Raw genomic sequence first — 15299 nt, 5'->3', positions numbered from 1 at the left:
GCTAGTTTAGGCTAGATTTGTTTAAGTTTTAGTGACTTACAGCCAAATCACGTTTAACCGCTCATTTTTTAATCATCCGTGTCAATTTAAATGGCAATTAAATGATAATTATTTGCATTGGCTAATGAATTGCATTTAAATAGGCGTAACATTTTGAGAGCGGAGTATTTGGACATGGATTTGCAGCAATGCTGGACACATTATCTAAAAGCAGAGCAATTGCTAGAACAAGGACACTGGCCTGAAGCACATTACCTATACGAACTTGTGCTAAGCCACTTGCCTTCTCATCTGCAAGATGCACTGATAGATAATGAGACAAAACCTTGCCAATTTAGCTGCTTAGTCACAGGGTTACGCGATGCTGCCGTTTCTCAATCAGAGATTCTGAACAAAATGGGGCAGCACCAGCAGGCATTCGACCTACTAAACCAAACCTATGCGCAGCTCCAGTTTGTCTCGATTGAATCTTTCGATCTAGTTCAAGCCACTCAACATGTCATACAAAATCAGTGTGAGGATTTATTGCGTCATATGGGCGCTTTTTGTAGTGCTCAACGTAGTGCACAGTGGATGCTCGAATTTGAACATGTACAAAAAGCTCACCATTACTTTTCGACGCTCAAGCAATACAACTCTGCTATGGAAAGCTCACACACTATAAATTAAATAAGGATGTACAATGTCACAGACGCCTATTCTTAAGGTTCGAAACCTTTCCGTAAGTTTTACCACCAACGATGGAATTGTTGACGCGGTAAAAGATGTCAGTTTCGATCTGCTAAAAGGTGAGACGCTTGCTATCGTTGGGGAATCTGGTAGTGGAAAATCAGTATCAACCAACGCCTTGATGCAGCTTCTGCCAAATAATGCGATTGTTCATTCTCAATCGAGCATTGAGTTTGAAAATGAAGAGCTGTTGGATAAATCCGAAAAAACCATGCAGGGCATTCGTGGTGATCGAATTGGCATGATATTCCAAGAGCCAATGACCTCTCTCAATCCATTTATGCGCGTTGGAATTCAAGTCGCTGAGGCCATTATGTGTCACCGAAGCGTGACTCGCTCTCAGGCGAAGCAAAAAGTGCTCGACCTATTCGATTTGGTCCACTTACCAAACCCTCAGCAAGCATACACCAAATACCCTCATGAATTTTCCGGTGGTCAATTACAACGCATCATGATCGCGATGGCACTGATCAATGAACCAGACATTCTCATCGCCGATGAACCTACGACGGCCCTAGATGTGACAGTTCAAGCCGAGGTGCTGAACCTTATTAAAGAGATTCAAGCTAAGATGGGCATGTCTATTCTGTTCATTACTCATGACCTCGGTGTTGTAAAACATCTCGCTGATCGAGTCATCGTAATGTGTAAAGGTGACGTGGTAGAAAAAGGTCAATGTGACGAGTTGTTTGCCCAGCCAAAGCATGAATATACGCAAATGCTGATCAACTCCATACCTAGTGGCAGCAAAGACCCTATAGAAGAAGATGCCCCTGCTCTGCTCAAAGCTGATGATATTCGAGTAAAGTTCTTAATTAAATCTCACTTCTTGCCTAACCGTAACCAATATTTCGAAGCGGTTAAAGGGATCTCGTTGGAGCTAAAACAAGGTGAAACCTTAGGCATTGTAGGTGAGTCTGGCTCGGGTAAGTCCACCCTAGGCCGCGCACTGATTGGATTACTACCTTCTACTGGGCACATCCAGTTTAAAGGCCAAGACATCAGCCAACTGTCTGAGAAGCAACGCTTTGAACTGAAAAAAGATATCCAAATGGTGTTCCAAGACCCTTATGGTTCGTTATCGCCACGTATGACAGTTGGCGATATCATCACGGAAGCGCTCACCGTGCATCAACCTCAACTGACACGCGCAGAACGTATGGCAAGAGCGCGAAAAGCGCTGGAAGAGGTGCGTCTAGATCCGCACTCTATCAACCGCTACCCGCACGAATTTTCTGGAGGTCAGCGTCAGCGTATCGCCATTGCACGAGCACTGATTCTTGAGCCATCGTTCATCTTGCTAGATGAGCCAACATCGGCACTTGATCGTTCTGTCCAGCTAACGGTTATCGATCTGCTTAAGGATCTTCAGAAGAAACACAACATCGGCTTCTTATTCATTAGCCATGATTTAAGTGTTGTAAAAGCCCTGTCAGACCGCGTACTGGTGATGCAAAAAGGCGAAGTGATGGAGCAAGGCACTGCTGATGAAATATTCCATAGCCCTCAGAGCGATTACACCAAGAAACTTATCGCTGCCTCATTTGATTTGGAAGAATCGACAGAAGCAGCCTAAGCTTATATAAATTCGGTTTGGCCGCCGACCCTAAAGCCGACGCATGGAAGCGTCGGCTTTTTTGTCTCTCTTTTGCTGAGCTGATGTTGAACTGGCTAGAAGTAATGAGAAATCGCTAAGTACCGCGCGCGAATATGTTCAATTAACAACTTTACTTTATTAGGTGGTTGCCTTGTAAAAGGATAAACCGCATAGATCCCAAGCCGTTTGCCTACTTGCTCAGGAAACAAATCCACCAGCTGACCGTTTCTTATATCGTGATAGACCAAACATCTTGGTACATAGGCGATTCCATGACCACCCAAGGCGGCTTTTCTCAGTGCGGTTGCATTATCCGTCGAAAAGGAACCAGTCACTTTTACGATGTAGTTCCCCTCTTCAGCTTTAAACTCCCATTCGCTGGCACCTGTAGTTTGGTAGGCATATTGAAGACAGTTGTGCTTAGCTAAGTCTTGCGGCTCTATCGGTTTGCCATTTCTGGCTATATAAGAAGGTGACGCACACACTACCCATTGGGAATCTAAAATGTGCCTCGCGATCAGACTCGAATCTTCTAGATAGCCTGTTCTAATCACCAAGTCATAGCCACCTTCCACGAGGTCGACAAATCGATTATCTAAAGACATATCGACCGTTAACCCTGGATGAGAGTTGCAAAATTCAGCGACAGCATCGGCCAATATCAAATCACCAGAAATGGTGGGGACAGACATTTTGATATGACCGCTCACGTTCTCGCCAAACCCTGAAACTGCGTCCATAGCCTCTTGAGCGGCTTGCTTCACATTTTTTGCACCATGCGTTAACGCTTTACCCGCTTCTGTTAACGTTAATTTGCGCGTTGTTCGATATAATAGCTGAACGCCAATCTCTTCCTCTAATCGGGCTATTCTCTTGCTAACTACCGAATTTGTAAGGTTATTTGCCTCAGCCACCTTGCTAAAACTGCCCATTTCCACAACTTGAGAAAACAGGATTAAGTCATCTGCACGCATTGATTATGTCACTTTTGGAATTAATTATTTTCATTATTTCCCTGTATCAATAAAAAATAAAGGGGTAAATTCACCCCAAATTAACAATAGCATCACAATTATAAAATCTAAGAGACTCTTAAGAGTCCTGATTGAAGAATGTAAAGGACGTACCAATGAGTGAAACATTACTTGCCCTAGTGGCTTTCTCACCAATAGTGGTGGCAGCCATACTCCTCGTAGGCCTAAACTGGCCTGCAAAACGCGCGATGCCAGTCGCATTTGGTTTAACCGTTGTCATTGCCCTATTCGCATGGGATATGTCAACTACCCGAGTACTTGCCTCTGTATTTCAGGGACTCGGAATCACCGTCTCTGTACTATGGATTGTGTTTGGTGCCATCTTCTTGCTCAACACTTTAAAGCATACTGGCGCAATCTCTACGATTCGAAACGGTTTCACCAACATCTCTCCAGATAGACGTGTTCAAGCAATTATTATCGCTTGGTGTTTTGGCTCATTCATTGAGGGCGCTTCCGGTTTTGGTACGCCAGCAGCCATTGCCGCACCTCTACTTGTCGCTATTGGTTTCCCAGCACTTGCGGCTGTATTAATGGGAATGATGATTCAATCAACGCCTGTTTCTTTCGGCGCGGTGGGTACACCTATTATCGTGGGTGTTAACAAAGGGTTAGACACTCATAATATTGGCGAAGCGCTTATCGCAAATGGCTCAACGTGGGATGCTTACCTGCAGCAAATTACCTCAAGTGTTGCGTTGATTCACGCTAGTGTCGGTACTCTAATCCCAGTTCTAATGGCGATGATGTTGACTCGATTCTTCGGCAAGAACAGAAGCTGGACTGAAGGGCTAGATATCCTACCGTTTGCGATCTTCGCAGGCCTCTCTTTCACTATCCCATATGCGTTAACAGGCGTGTTCCTTGGTGCTGAGTTCCCGTCACTCATCGGTGGTCTAGTTGGTCTATCCATTGTTGTTTCAGCGGCTAAACGTGGCTTCTTAGTCCCTAAATCAACATGGGACTTTGAAGATGAAAACGAATGGCCAGCAGAATGGTTAGGCTCGCTAAAGATTGATTTAGACGATTCTAAAACTAAACCAATGAACATGGCTTTGGCTTGGCTTCCATATGTACTGCTTGCTGTTGTACTAGTCGCGAGCCGTGTCAGTTCAGAATTCAAAGCGATGCTACGTAGCGTTAGCCTTTCATTTAGCAATATCCTTGGTGAAGCCGGCATTAGTACGGCAATCCAACCACTATACCTTCCAGGTGGCATTCTTGTGTTTGTTGCTCTAGTGGCAGTGTTACTTCAATCGCGCAGCGTTGCGCCACTTGGGAAAGCGTTTGGTGAATCAAGCAAAACACTGATTGGTGCAGGATTTGTCTTGGTGTTTACTATCCCTATGGTGCGTATTTTCATCAACTCAGGTATCAATGGAGCTGATCTAGCAAGTATGCCAGTAACCACAGCGAACTTTGCTGCAGGCTTAGTCGGTGAGGCATTCCCAGCCCTTAGTGCGACAGTCGGTGCGCTTGGTGCCTTCATTGCGGGCTCTAACACAGTGTCGAACATGATGTTTAGCCAGTTCCAGTTCGAAGTAGCTCAAACACTGACCATATCGAGTGCCGTGGTTGTCGCATTGCAAGCAGTCGGTGCTGCTGCTGGTAACATGATCGCTATCCACAATGTGGTTGCAGCATCTGCCACCGTTGGACTGCTTGGACGCGAAGGGGCAACGCTGCGTAAGACCATTATCCCTACCATTTACTACTTAGTTGTAACGGGCATCATCGGCCTAGTCGCTATCTATGGCTTGCAGATTACTGATGCGTTAATGAACTAAAAGATTTTCCCTTGAGGCGTCATACTCTATCCCCTGACAAGACCCCTGTTAACGTGAAAACGATAGCAAAACCGTGGGTATCGACGCCTCCCTTTTAAGATATCGACCATACTAAACCTTCATAGAAAGGCACAAAAAACTCTATTAGGAATGACTTTATGATTATCTCTGCTTCTACTGACTATCGTGCCGCTGCAAAAGCGAAGCTTCCTCCGTTCCTTTTCCACTATATTGATGGCGGTTCTTACGGTGAATATACCTTGAGAAAAAACACCGAAGATCTCGCAGACATCGCGCTTAAACAACGCGTACTAAAGAATATGGAAGATCTGAGTCTAGAGACAGAGATCTTTGGCGAAAAGTTTGCGATGCCAATTGCACTTGCACCTGTTGGGCTCACTGGCATGTATGCACGTAGAGGTGAAGTTCAGGCAGCCAAAGCAGCGGAAAACAAAGGCATTCCATTCACTATGTCTACAGTGTCGGTCTGTCCTATTGAAGAAGTCGTCCCAGCGATTGAGCGCCCAATGTGGTTTCAACTGTATGTGCTGAAAGATCGTGGCTTTATGAAGAATGTGCTTGAGCGTGCGAAAGCCGCTGGCGTGACAACTCTGGTATTTACCGTTGATATGCCAGTGCCGGGAGCTCGATACCGTGACATGCACTCAGGTATGAGTGGCCCCAACGCTGCCACGCGCCGTGTGTTCCAAGCGATGCGTCACCCAAGCTGGGCTTTCGATGTGGGATTATTTGGCAAGCCACACGACCTTGGCAACATCTCAACTTATCGCGGAGAGCCTACCAAATTAGAAGACTACATTGGCTGGCTAGGCGATAACTTTGACCCTTCTATTTCGTGGAAAGATCTTGAATGGATTCGCGAATTTTGGGATGGCCCTATGGTCATCAAAGGAATCCTTGATGAGCAAGATGCGAAAGATGCGGTTAGCTTTGGCGCTGATGGCATTGTGGTCTCGAATCACGGTGGTCGACAATTAGATGGCGTACTTTCGACCGCAAAAGCTCTGCCTACCATCGCAGACGCAGTAAAAGGTGATCTTAAAATCTTCGTCGATTCTGGCATCAGAACAGGTCTTGATGTCGTCCGTATGCTTGCACTCGGCGCCGATTGTACTCTCCTAGGTCGCTCATTTATCTATGCGCTCGCCGCACAAGGTCAAGCCGGTGTTGAAAATCTTCTCGACTTGTATGAGAAAGAAATGCGTGTCGCTATGACGCTAACGGGAGCCAAAAGTATCCACGATCTCAATAGAGACTCTCTTGTTAACTTCAAATAAAGCCTTACCCTCAATATTAAAGTGACATTGTAACCCAACAATGTTCACTTTCTATTATCGGAGAGTGTGTCGACTCAGTGTGCTTTCAGTTGAAGCGAGTCGCAACTCTCCGCCAATCCCGACCAACTATGGTAACTAAAGGTAATAATTCATATCATCTATAAAATCTCCACAACAGAGGGAAAGATGATGGAATTTGAAATGTTCGTTTGCGATGCCTTTACGACTCAAAGGTTTAAGGGAAACTCCGCCGCCGTTGTTCCGGTCAATGATTGGCTTAGCGATGATTTGATGCTTAAGATTGCCGCCGAAAACAACTTATCGGAAACGGCTTTTATCAAGCCCATAGATGTCGATCATTATGAAATTCGCTGGTTCTCCCCTCTTTGTGAAGTTGATTTTTGTGGCCATGCCACGTTAGCCTCTGCCTATGTCCTATTTTCCCACTTTGATGCGGGAGACAGCATTACTTTTGAAACTCGCTTTGTTGGTCCGCTAGTTGTCGATAAAGACCTTAGTGGTCGTATTTTGATGACGTTTCCACTCAGAAAGCCGCAAACCACTAATCCTCCCGCAGATCTGCTAGAAGGCTTGTCGATCCCTCCGGTCGAGGTACTAAGAAGCCCGCAAGCTTATTTTGCTATCTATGACAATGAACAAGATGTTTATGATTTAAAAGCCAAAAGTGATTTCCTTAAACGTCTCGCCCCATATGACGTAGTTGCTACAGCAAAAAGTAAAGAGTTTGACTTTATTTCCCGCTATTTTTGGCCTGCCAATGGTGGAGATGAAGATCCTGTGACAGGTTCCATTCATGCTGGACTAGCTCCATTTTGGTCTGACAGGCTCAACAAAAACAATTTGAAAGCATACCAAGCTTCCAAGCGTGGCGGCATTGTCTATTGCCACGTTTCACAACAAAATGTCGTCGTAGCTGGAGATGTCGTACCCTACTCCCATGGAAAAATATACGTTTGAAATTCACCATGTTGCCGTAGACCTAAACCCTCATTAGTCACCTGAATAGCCGGTTGAGTGATTTATTTAGTCATCTTGTTTGGCTGCACAAACTTACCAGAAAGTAGGTGATTTTGTCAGAAAATATGGTTAGATTCTCTGTATAAGCGGTTGTGGAGAATCATATGAAAATCATTATCTTACATGGGCTTTATATGCATGGCATGGTGATGCAACCACTAAGCCACAAACTCAGAGAATTTGGCTACCGAACTAAGATACTCTCTTACAACAGCGTTGCAATCGATGAACAACAAGTATTTACCTCTATCGATAACGCTTTATCCGATACTATGCCTAACGTTCTCGTTGGGCACAGTTTAGGTGGTCTGATCATTAAGCACTACCTGCAATCTCGCCAGCCAAATCAAGATGTTATTTCACACGTTGTGACCATTGGCTCTCCAATGCAAGGGGCATCCATAGTAACTCGGATTCAAGAGCTCGGCATGAGTGTTATTTTAGGCAACTCCCCTGATTATGGTCTCGCTCAACATGAAGGAAGCTGGTCTCTTGCGCAAAAACTTGGTTGTATTGCAGGTACTCTCCCACTTGGCGCTCGCTCGTTACTTCTAATGGATAATAAAATGATGTCCGATGGAACCGTCACCGTAGACGAAACAAAAATTGCAGGCATGACGGATCATGTTGAGATTAGAAGCAGCCACACCAGTTTGATCTACTCTTCCTTAGTACCAGGACAAATACATCATTTCATTGCTAACGGCCAGTTTAAAAAAACAGAATTAGTTCACTAACCAACTTAGTGGGGAATACGTTTTTTCCAACTCATGACGGCTTGCTCTAAGCATTGGTAGCAGGTATTGAATTCGCTTTCAGCTAAGACGGCTCCTCCAACTTTCAATCGCACGGGCTAAAGTTCTATAACAGTGTTCGAATTCCTCTATGTCTTTACCTAGAGGATCGTTAACTTCTCCAACCCCTATCCACTGACCAATCAATAATGTTTTCCCTGTAGCTCCAGAGTTAAGTTCAGATACCAAATCAATATGATCGTGACTCATCACTAAAATCAGGTCACTCCACTCAACCAGTTCTCTATTCAATTGCTTAGCCCGATGACAAGATAGATCTAAATTATGGAGGTTCGCTACTTTTTGAGAATAGCGAGCCGCAGAGTAGTCATGCAAACCACTTTGTTCTACTAATAAACCAGCCGAATCAAACTCAATTTGAGGTAACTCGCGCTTAAAAATTACTTCAGCAAGTGGAGAGCGACATATGTTACCGGAACATACAATAAGAACTCGTCTAATCATTAACAACCTTTCCCTTTCTCTGTGGTCTTTCTGTAGACATAATTTGAGCGGTTGAAGTCCCTATCGCAGGTAGTGTCGCTGTAGCATTAGCTATAAACAAGACCAAAACAAACGTCAGCGCATTAGCCATTGGCTGCAAGTTAAAATCGACGCTAATATGGATCAGCATACCGATAATAGCCATCATTGAACCTAAGGCAAGTCCTTTCATCGTTCTACTGTTTCGGGTTCGAATGGTATTAATGCAGCGCAAAAATGAATAGAGTACAATGCAACCGAGTAAGAGTGTGGCAGGCAGTCCAGCTTCTACTATGAACTGTATATAATCATTGTGTGCATGGTCATAGAATCCAATGTCAGATTTTGAGTACATTGGAAAAACTGCGTAGAAACTACCCATGCCCGTACCGAAAACCGGGAAGTCACGAATAATGTCCAGTGACCATATTACTACTTGATCACGCGATTCAACTTCCAGTGAAGTTTCTACTATTCGTTGCTTAACCTTTTCCAAACCAAACAACGCTCCAACAACAATAGTATCTATCGCAATCACACTAACTACCAAAGCCGTTAATGCTCTAGGTTTCTGTTTATAGATAAGCAATGCAATTGCTCCACCCAGCGTAGTAGCTACAAAAAACGCGGTATTACCCATCCTTGAGCGAGTCATGACCAATGCGATAACCATAATAATCAAACACAGCCGAACGAGCATTTTGGGGCTCATCACTCCCTCAAGAATTCGTTTGGTTCGAATATGCCAAGAGCCTGATTTACTAACGTGAAGTTGTGTCACAATCAACCCTATACCAACACATAGTGCGATCATTAGGTAGTTTGCTAAATGGTTTTTATATACAAAGGAGCCAGTTGCGATGTCTTTTTCAGGCAAGCCAAAGACAAGACTCTCGTGCACATTTAATAAAACTGCTGTGGCTCCATAAAATGCCTGAAATGTTCCACTGACGACTAATGATAAAGCGACAAGCTTTAAGCGCTGGCTAGAGTTGACTAAAAACGCCGCATTTACTGCAAACAAAAGATAAGTAACTCCTTTAACCAAAGACACTTGGCTCATTCTAGAGTCTAAAGAGAGAAAACCAACTTCTGCATCCACCAAACTGTAGATATACGCTGTTTTTTCGGAAAATAATGCCAGCCAATCAAGGGGCCAAGGAATTGTCTGTAACAATACCCATATTTGAAAGCCTAACAATCCTAGCAACAACACTTTGTATGAACGTAGTGCTCCAAAGGGAAGCACTCCTCGGTATGCGATAACCAGTATTAGGCTCTGCGCTGCGACCCAAAGTTCTGCAATAGCCCATGCCCAATCTCGATTGCTACCTAAAGGAATAGGTAGCCAAACTATTAGAATTAGAAAGGAATAGAAGACAAATTGTTCTAAGTTTTTCATGAGATAAATAAAAGCCCGGACAAGCCGGGCCCTCTAGAATATGCATAAGTGTTTAGTTAGGAGATACTACTGCATTACCACCACCGCCGTCAGATCCAACCGCAGGTGCTGCTGGAGGCGCAATAGAAGAAGCAGTTTGGATACCCGCAGCAGTTGCTTCAGCAACTACCGTAGGGTCGAGTCCTGCTAACAATGCAGACGTTGTAATAATTTCGTTGCTAACGCCAGCTTGACGTGCAATCTCCACGATTTCATCTACAAGTTCTGGTGAAACAGTCAATGCCTGGGTAATAGCGGTTTGAGGATCTACGACTTGGTTCGATAGCAGTGCAGTCAGTACTTCTAAAACTTGTTCTGGATTCGCTAAAAATGCAGACTGGATGGTTTGTTCATCAGATACATTTCCAAACGATTCTAGAAGCGTATTATCTAGACTTGCCTCATCTGCCACGACATTTGCAGATACTGCGAACACTGCTAACGCAGCCATTAAGAGTCGCAATTTCATTTAAATTCCTTGAATTAAATTTTCAGCTCATTAACTACAAATTCTAGCAAGGTTGATACATCGTTAACACGGTTCTTAAGTAACTTTCTGTCTCTTTTTTTAGAATTAACGGCTATTAGTGAGTAGCGCCAATTAAAAACGGTTTTTCTAAACTACCAAATATTACTTACAAGACTCTATCGTCAGACTGTTGAACATAAGCAAATTACATATTCTTTCCTTTCCACGTGAAAAAGAGATCATATTATTCAAATCAGCGCGATACTCTTTCCGATAGATCACACCTACTAATTGAGTAGCAGCTTTGATTTGAAATTCGCGACTTACATCTTCCCAATGTGAAAACGTAAAATCGATGTGTTGTATTATTGCCTGTGAAGTATAAGGACCAAACAAAAGAGCTAAATCCAAATTCTCCTTCTCCATACCATTGCCGAGCTCGCGAGATAACTTAGAGCGCTCTACGTGATTTGGTGCCCAGGTTGGACGAAGCTTCGCGCTTTTCTCTCTTAAGCTTGTTCTCAACTCAATATATTTGTTCTCTTGAGATAAGTAATCTTCCCATTCATATAGGGTTGCGCTCAAGTCTAAATCGTAGGCTGTTGGGAGCGGGAAATGAGACAATTCATCTGAAAGTGGTATCGTTAATTTAATTCCATCGGCATTAGCTACATTGTGAGTCAGGTTTTCCAATTGTAACTCTGCTGCACTTCGGTACATGCTCTGATAAAGCACGACCATTCCAACTGTGAGAACATATAAAGTTACTGTAACGTAAGTAAACAAAGCTAATTTTTTCATGACAAAATAAATATAATTTCTAAAGGTATCTGTTCTGGAACATAAGGAGCACTCGTCGGCCAAATTGACAGTGGACAATATTCGTATATTGGCAATCTTAGAAACACTATAAACAACCAGCGTGTTACGAAAGTTCACCATCAAATATTTATCTTCAGCGAGTTACTGTTTGACTCATATTACCTATGCCCATAGAACAATCAAACGTTGTTTCTACTCGGTCCATTATCACCTCGTAACTATTCATCCACGAGCTATTGACATCGGTTTATGCTAAATTCGCTGACACCTGATACATTTTTCTGCTGGAATACGAGACAAGGTCTACTCTTTACCGCCTATACTAGTTATTTTTTAACAGTGACTACTATCCTGCCAAAGGGGATAGGTAACTGATGCACCTCAGCGTTGGTCAGTAATCGTTTGAAAATATACTCTTAAATGGTCAATAGGTATTATGCAGCCCTTAAAAAGGAGTATATGATTACAGCTAAATGTTATCGTCAAATCTATCATTGTCTTGACTAGAAAACGTTCACGCTCTCACCCTGCCTCATTGGGGCTCAAGAATAATGACGCAAAAATAAGAACGTAGGCTTTTCGTTAAAAAAGCAATTTTTAGCACTTGATAAAATATATACAAGACATAAAATCATGTCCCTTAACATTTTTTTCATCTTAAACAAGGATGTCTGAAAAAATTGCGTTTGCTCCCCGTATTTTTCTTCCTGTCACAACTTTGTAATAGATGAAATCATACATTGCGTGACTTGAACTAGTAATGTTTACTCGATATTGCCTAAAGGGAATTCCATGAAAAATTATTCTGAAGTTTGCATAAGCCTTAAGCAGCAACCTAAAACTTGGCTAGTGACAGGTGTGGCGGGGTTCATTGGCTCAAATATTCTTGAGTCCTTATTAAAACTCGATCAAGTTGTAGTCGGCTTAGATAATTTTGCCACGGGTTATCGAAAAAATTTAGATGAAGTAAAAATAAAAGTGTCAGCAGAGCAATGGCAGCGTTTTACTTTCGTTGAAGGTGATATTCGCGATGTGGCCACTTGTAAGCAGGTCGTCGAAGGCGTTGATTATGTATTGCATCAAGCCGCATTGGGCTCTGTCCCACGCTCTTTGAATGATCCAATAACTACCAACGATGTGAATATTAGTGGCATGCTTAATATGTTGACCGTAGCTAAAGATGCCAATGTAAGAGGTTTTGTGTTTGCGGCTTCTAGCTCTACTTATGGAGATCACCCTGCGTTACCAAAAGTAGAACAGAACATAGGTAACCCGCTCTCTCCTTATGCGGTCACCAAATACGTTAATGAACTCTACGCCGATGTATTTATGAAAGCATATCAATTCAAATCTGTCGGCCTACGCTACTTTAACGTCTTTGGCCCACGCCAAGATCCTAATGGTGCTTATGCTGCGGTAATCCCAAAATGGACTGACGCCATGATTAACGGCGAAGATGTGTTTATCAACGGGGACGGTGAAACCAGCCGCGATTTTTGTTTCATTGATAATGTGGTACAAGCCAATATTTTATCCGCAGTGGCCGAGTTAGACAAAAACGAAGTCTTTAATGTAGCTTTAGGCGACAGAACCACGCTAAACGAACTATATCAGGCGATTAAAAAAGCCTTAGCCGACAATAATGTGATCTATCAAAACGAGCCGGTTTACCGTGATTTTAGAGAGGGTGACGTACGGCATTCTCAAGCAGACATCAGCAAAGCGCAATCAATGATAGGCTTTGACCCTAAGATCCGCATTATGGAAGGCATTAGCATTGCGATGCCTTGGTACATTGCCTAGCGCATGTTGAACTTTGTTGTATGTATTTTGTTCAGTAACACATCGGTAGCCATATTATCACAAATGCCAGCGGTAACATGCTGGCATAATTTTTTTCTAAATTGTCGCATCTAGTTGAAGTAGTTTGATATTGTTCAATTCTTGCACACGCATTTTCAACCAAGTGTCCGTGTTATACGCAGCAATACGAGCCAAATTTGCTAAAAAATCCAGTAATTTCTGGCTATTTTATCTGGACTGGAACAGACTCTAGCGGTTGCCGAATTGTAGTTGAGTTTCGTATGGCTGCTGCGCACCTACATCTAACTGTGTATCAACAGGGGTGAAGCCAACAATTGGTCTAGCTTCTTTAGCACCTGGGGATGTATCTGTTAAACGATAATCGCCAAAGCGCAGCGCATTTATTGAGCCAATGTTTTGGGTTGGATTAGCGCGGTACTCAGGTTTAGCCGCTATGCTGTCTACCAATGAACGGTTACCAGCTACGACTTCTCCGAACAAAAGGTCGTTATGAAAAGCATTTGTTGCCGATAGCGAGACATCTCTAATTGCCTTACTGTAGTGGTTTGACACTTCAATTATATTATTTTTGGAAACTAGATTATCCATGCCACCACCTGAATCAACAATTCCTTCATGAGCACCTAAACGTGCACTATTATCGGCCAAAGGTTGCAATACGGTATTGTGGTAAACATAAATACGTCCGCCCCATTGGCCATTCACTTTTTCAGAATCTTGATTTGCACCCGTTTTGAGAAAAGCACCTTTGGAGTCGTTATCAGTTATCATGTTTTTACCACTGATGTTCTTCCAAATGTAAAGTGGACCTTGGGAGACATTAGCAGTCGCTAAACTATTGTAAGTATTTGTAATAATATTATTCCAAACACGTACATTTTTCATCGCTCCTTCAAGCTCAATACCGTCATCCCACGCATCTGATACTATATTGCCATAAACATCACTGTCTTTATTTAAAAACCCATCTTGAGAAAAGTTGCCTTTACCTCCAAGGGCATCATTAAATTTATTACCGTTGTTAGAGAAAATTTCATTATATCTGATGACATGTTGGCCATTGGTTTCATATAGGGTAATGCCTTGGGGGCCTGAAGGGTGCTTACCGCTTTCTGGGTTCCATTGACGCCAATTGTTTGAAGTTGTTGCAGGGTTGTAGATGCGGTTGTTTTGAATTACCACCTTAGTCAAGTTCTGTTGTAAATGATGGCCAGTTGCAAAAACACCAGCTTGAAGGTTGACGCCATATGGGCAGGTATAACCCTCTCCACATTGGTTATGCCCTCCCCACTGAGATATGTCACTATTCTCAATCACGACATTAGATTGTTGGCTGAGCCAATCTTTTGGTGATATCACGATAGCCGATTCAGAGGCGCGTTTTACGGTGACGCCACGGACAATAACATATGAGCCGTTGATGACTATATTATTTGCGTGACGATTTTTAGTATTAATGACTGCTCGCTTCCCTGTAGCAGGGCGAATTAAGATATAGCCATTTTCAGTGCCAGATTCCTCGATAACCAAAGGTTCATCGCTGTACTCTGGCAAAACAATTTCTTTGCCAATAGGAAAGTTTTCTGACCAAGTCCTAAACTCTTGAGCTGCTATTATAGTTTTGCGGTTTTTGATCCGTAACTGGTAGCGTGTATTGTCATCCAAGTAAACCAAGGACGCTTTGAATTCGTCTATGCGGTTATCAAACCATAGCTCAGGCCCTGTTAGCCACTCATTACCGCCAAAGTGTTGATATTCAATAACTAGAGGTTCAGTGCCTAATAAGTCGCCTCGTTTTAGCGTAATACCTAAAGAAGAAAAGGTCGGGACAAGATCTAGGTTTTCGGCAAGTACCAGATTGTCTTCCATCACCACGCCGCTGGCGGTGAGGCTAGAGCAGAACAGCGCTGAAGAAATGGCTAATACATTGCTTTTAAATGTCTTTTTTATCATTTTTCAGGTGTAGTTTGTTTATTAAACAAA

Annotated in this window: 13 protein-coding genes and 1 pseudogene; 7 read left to right on the top strand and 7 right to left on the bottom strand. The window is 43.0% G+C overall.

Features of this window, described 5'->3' with window-relative positions:
- Positions 1-174 precede the first annotated feature (174 nt).
- Both LYZ37_RS18535 and LYZ37_RS18530 read left to right on the top strand, forming a co-directional pair.
- Positions 175-669: a hypothetical protein gene (locus tag LYZ37_RS18535; protein WP_272788294.1), complete on the top strand. Its 495-nt coding sequence runs from the start codon at positions 175-177 to the stop codon at positions 667-669.
- 13 nt (positions 670-682) lie between these two features.
- Complete coding sequence (locus LYZ37_RS18530) at positions 683-2305, top strand: ABC transporter ATP-binding protein (RefSeq protein WP_272788293.1); 1623 nt, start codon at positions 683-685, stop codon at positions 2303-2305.
- Between the two features lie 95 nt (positions 2306-2400).
- Here LYZ37_RS18530 and LYZ37_RS18525 read toward each other — a convergent pair whose 3' ends face one another.
- The gene (locus LYZ37_RS18525; RefSeq protein WP_239855471.1) at positions 2401-3300 is read right to left on the bottom strand and encodes a LysR family transcriptional regulator; all 900 of its coding nucleotides are present in this window, start codon (positions 3298-3300) and stop codon (positions 2401-2403) included.
- A 155-nt stretch (positions 3301-3455) separates the two neighbouring features.
- Here LYZ37_RS18525 and LYZ37_RS18520 point away from each other — a divergent pair, with 155 nt between their 5' ends.
- The 4 genes from LYZ37_RS18520 to LYZ37_RS18505 all read left to right on the top strand — a co-directional run bounded on the left by LYZ37_RS18520 (position 3456) and on the right by LYZ37_RS18505 (position 8220).
- Positions 3456-5147, top strand: coding sequence for an L-lactate permease (locus LYZ37_RS18520; RefSeq protein WP_272788292.1), 1692 nt, complete (start codon positions 3456-3458; stop codon positions 5145-5147).
- A 158-nt stretch (positions 5148-5305) separates the two neighbouring features.
- Positions 5306-6445: an FMN-dependent L-lactate dehydrogenase LldD gene (gene lldD, locus LYZ37_RS18515; protein ID WP_272788291.1), complete on the top strand. Its 1140-nt coding sequence runs from the start codon at positions 5306-5308 to the stop codon at positions 6443-6445.
- 189 nt (positions 6446-6634) lie between these two features.
- The gene (locus LYZ37_RS18510) at positions 6635-7423 is read left to right on the top strand and encodes a PhzF family phenazine biosynthesis protein (protein WP_272788386.1); all 789 of its coding nucleotides are present in this window, start codon (positions 6635-6637) and stop codon (positions 7421-7423) included.
- Positions 7424-7587: 164 nt separating this feature from the next.
- Entirely contained in the window at positions 7588-8220 is a 633-nt protein-coding gene (locus LYZ37_RS18505) for a PGAP1-like alpha/beta domain-containing protein (protein ID WP_272788290.1), read from the top strand.
- 78 nt (positions 8221-8298) lie between these two features.
- Here LYZ37_RS18505 and LYZ37_RS18500 read toward each other — a convergent pair whose 3' ends face one another.
- From LYZ37_RS18500 to LYZ37_RS18485, 4 genes are all read right to left on the bottom strand, one after another.
- Complete coding sequence (locus LYZ37_RS18500; RefSeq protein ID WP_272788289.1) at positions 8299-8742, bottom strand: low molecular weight protein-tyrosine-phosphatase; 444 nt, start codon at positions 8740-8742, stop codon at positions 8299-8301.
- The gene (locus LYZ37_RS18495) at positions 8735-10162 is read right to left on the bottom strand and encodes an O-antigen ligase family protein (RefSeq protein WP_272788288.1); all 1428 of its coding nucleotides are present in this window, start codon (positions 10160-10162) and stop codon (positions 8735-8737) included. Before LYZ37_RS18495 ends, LYZ37_RS18500 begins: the two co-directional genes overlap by 8 nt.
- Before the next feature lie 52 nt (positions 10163-10214).
- Positions 10215-10670, bottom strand: coding sequence for a hypothetical protein (locus tag LYZ37_RS18490; protein ID WP_272788287.1), 456 nt, complete (start codon positions 10668-10670; stop codon positions 10215-10217).
- Positions 10671-10832: 162 nt separating this feature from the next.
- Complete coding sequence (locus tag LYZ37_RS18485) at positions 10833-11471, bottom strand: hypothetical protein (protein ID WP_272788286.1); 639 nt, start codon at positions 11469-11471, stop codon at positions 10833-10835.
- A gap of 813 nt (positions 11472-12284) precedes the next feature.
- Here LYZ37_RS18485 and LYZ37_RS18480 point away from each other — a divergent pair.
- Positions 12285-13295: an SDR family oxidoreductase gene (locus tag LYZ37_RS18480; RefSeq protein WP_272788285.1), complete on the top strand. Its 1011-nt coding sequence runs from the start codon at positions 12285-12287 to the stop codon at positions 13293-13295.
- A gap of 31 nt (positions 13296-13326) precedes the next feature.
- On the opposite strand, the pseudogene LYZ37_RS18475 reads toward LYZ37_RS18480, so the two are convergent.
- Together LYZ37_RS18475 and LYZ37_RS18470 are read right to left on the bottom strand one after the other, a co-directional pair.
- A pseudogene (locus LYZ37_RS18475) lies at positions 13327-13461 on the bottom strand (IS5/IS1182 family transposase); the annotation flags it as partial.
- Positions 13462-13544: 83 nt separating this feature from the next.
- Entirely contained in the window at positions 13545-15269 is a 1725-nt protein-coding gene (locus LYZ37_RS18470) for a hypothetical protein (protein ID WP_272788284.1), read from the bottom strand.
- Positions 15270-15299: the final 30 nt, after the last annotated feature.

It is taken from the genome of Vibrio tubiashii, from assembly GCF_028551255.1.
GTDB lineage: Bacteria > Pseudomonadota > Gammaproteobacteria > Enterobacterales > Vibrionaceae > Vibrio > Vibrio tubiashii_B.
The sequence above is the reverse complement of the archived record's forward strand: the minus strand, read 5'-3'. Positions and strand labels throughout refer to the sequence as shown.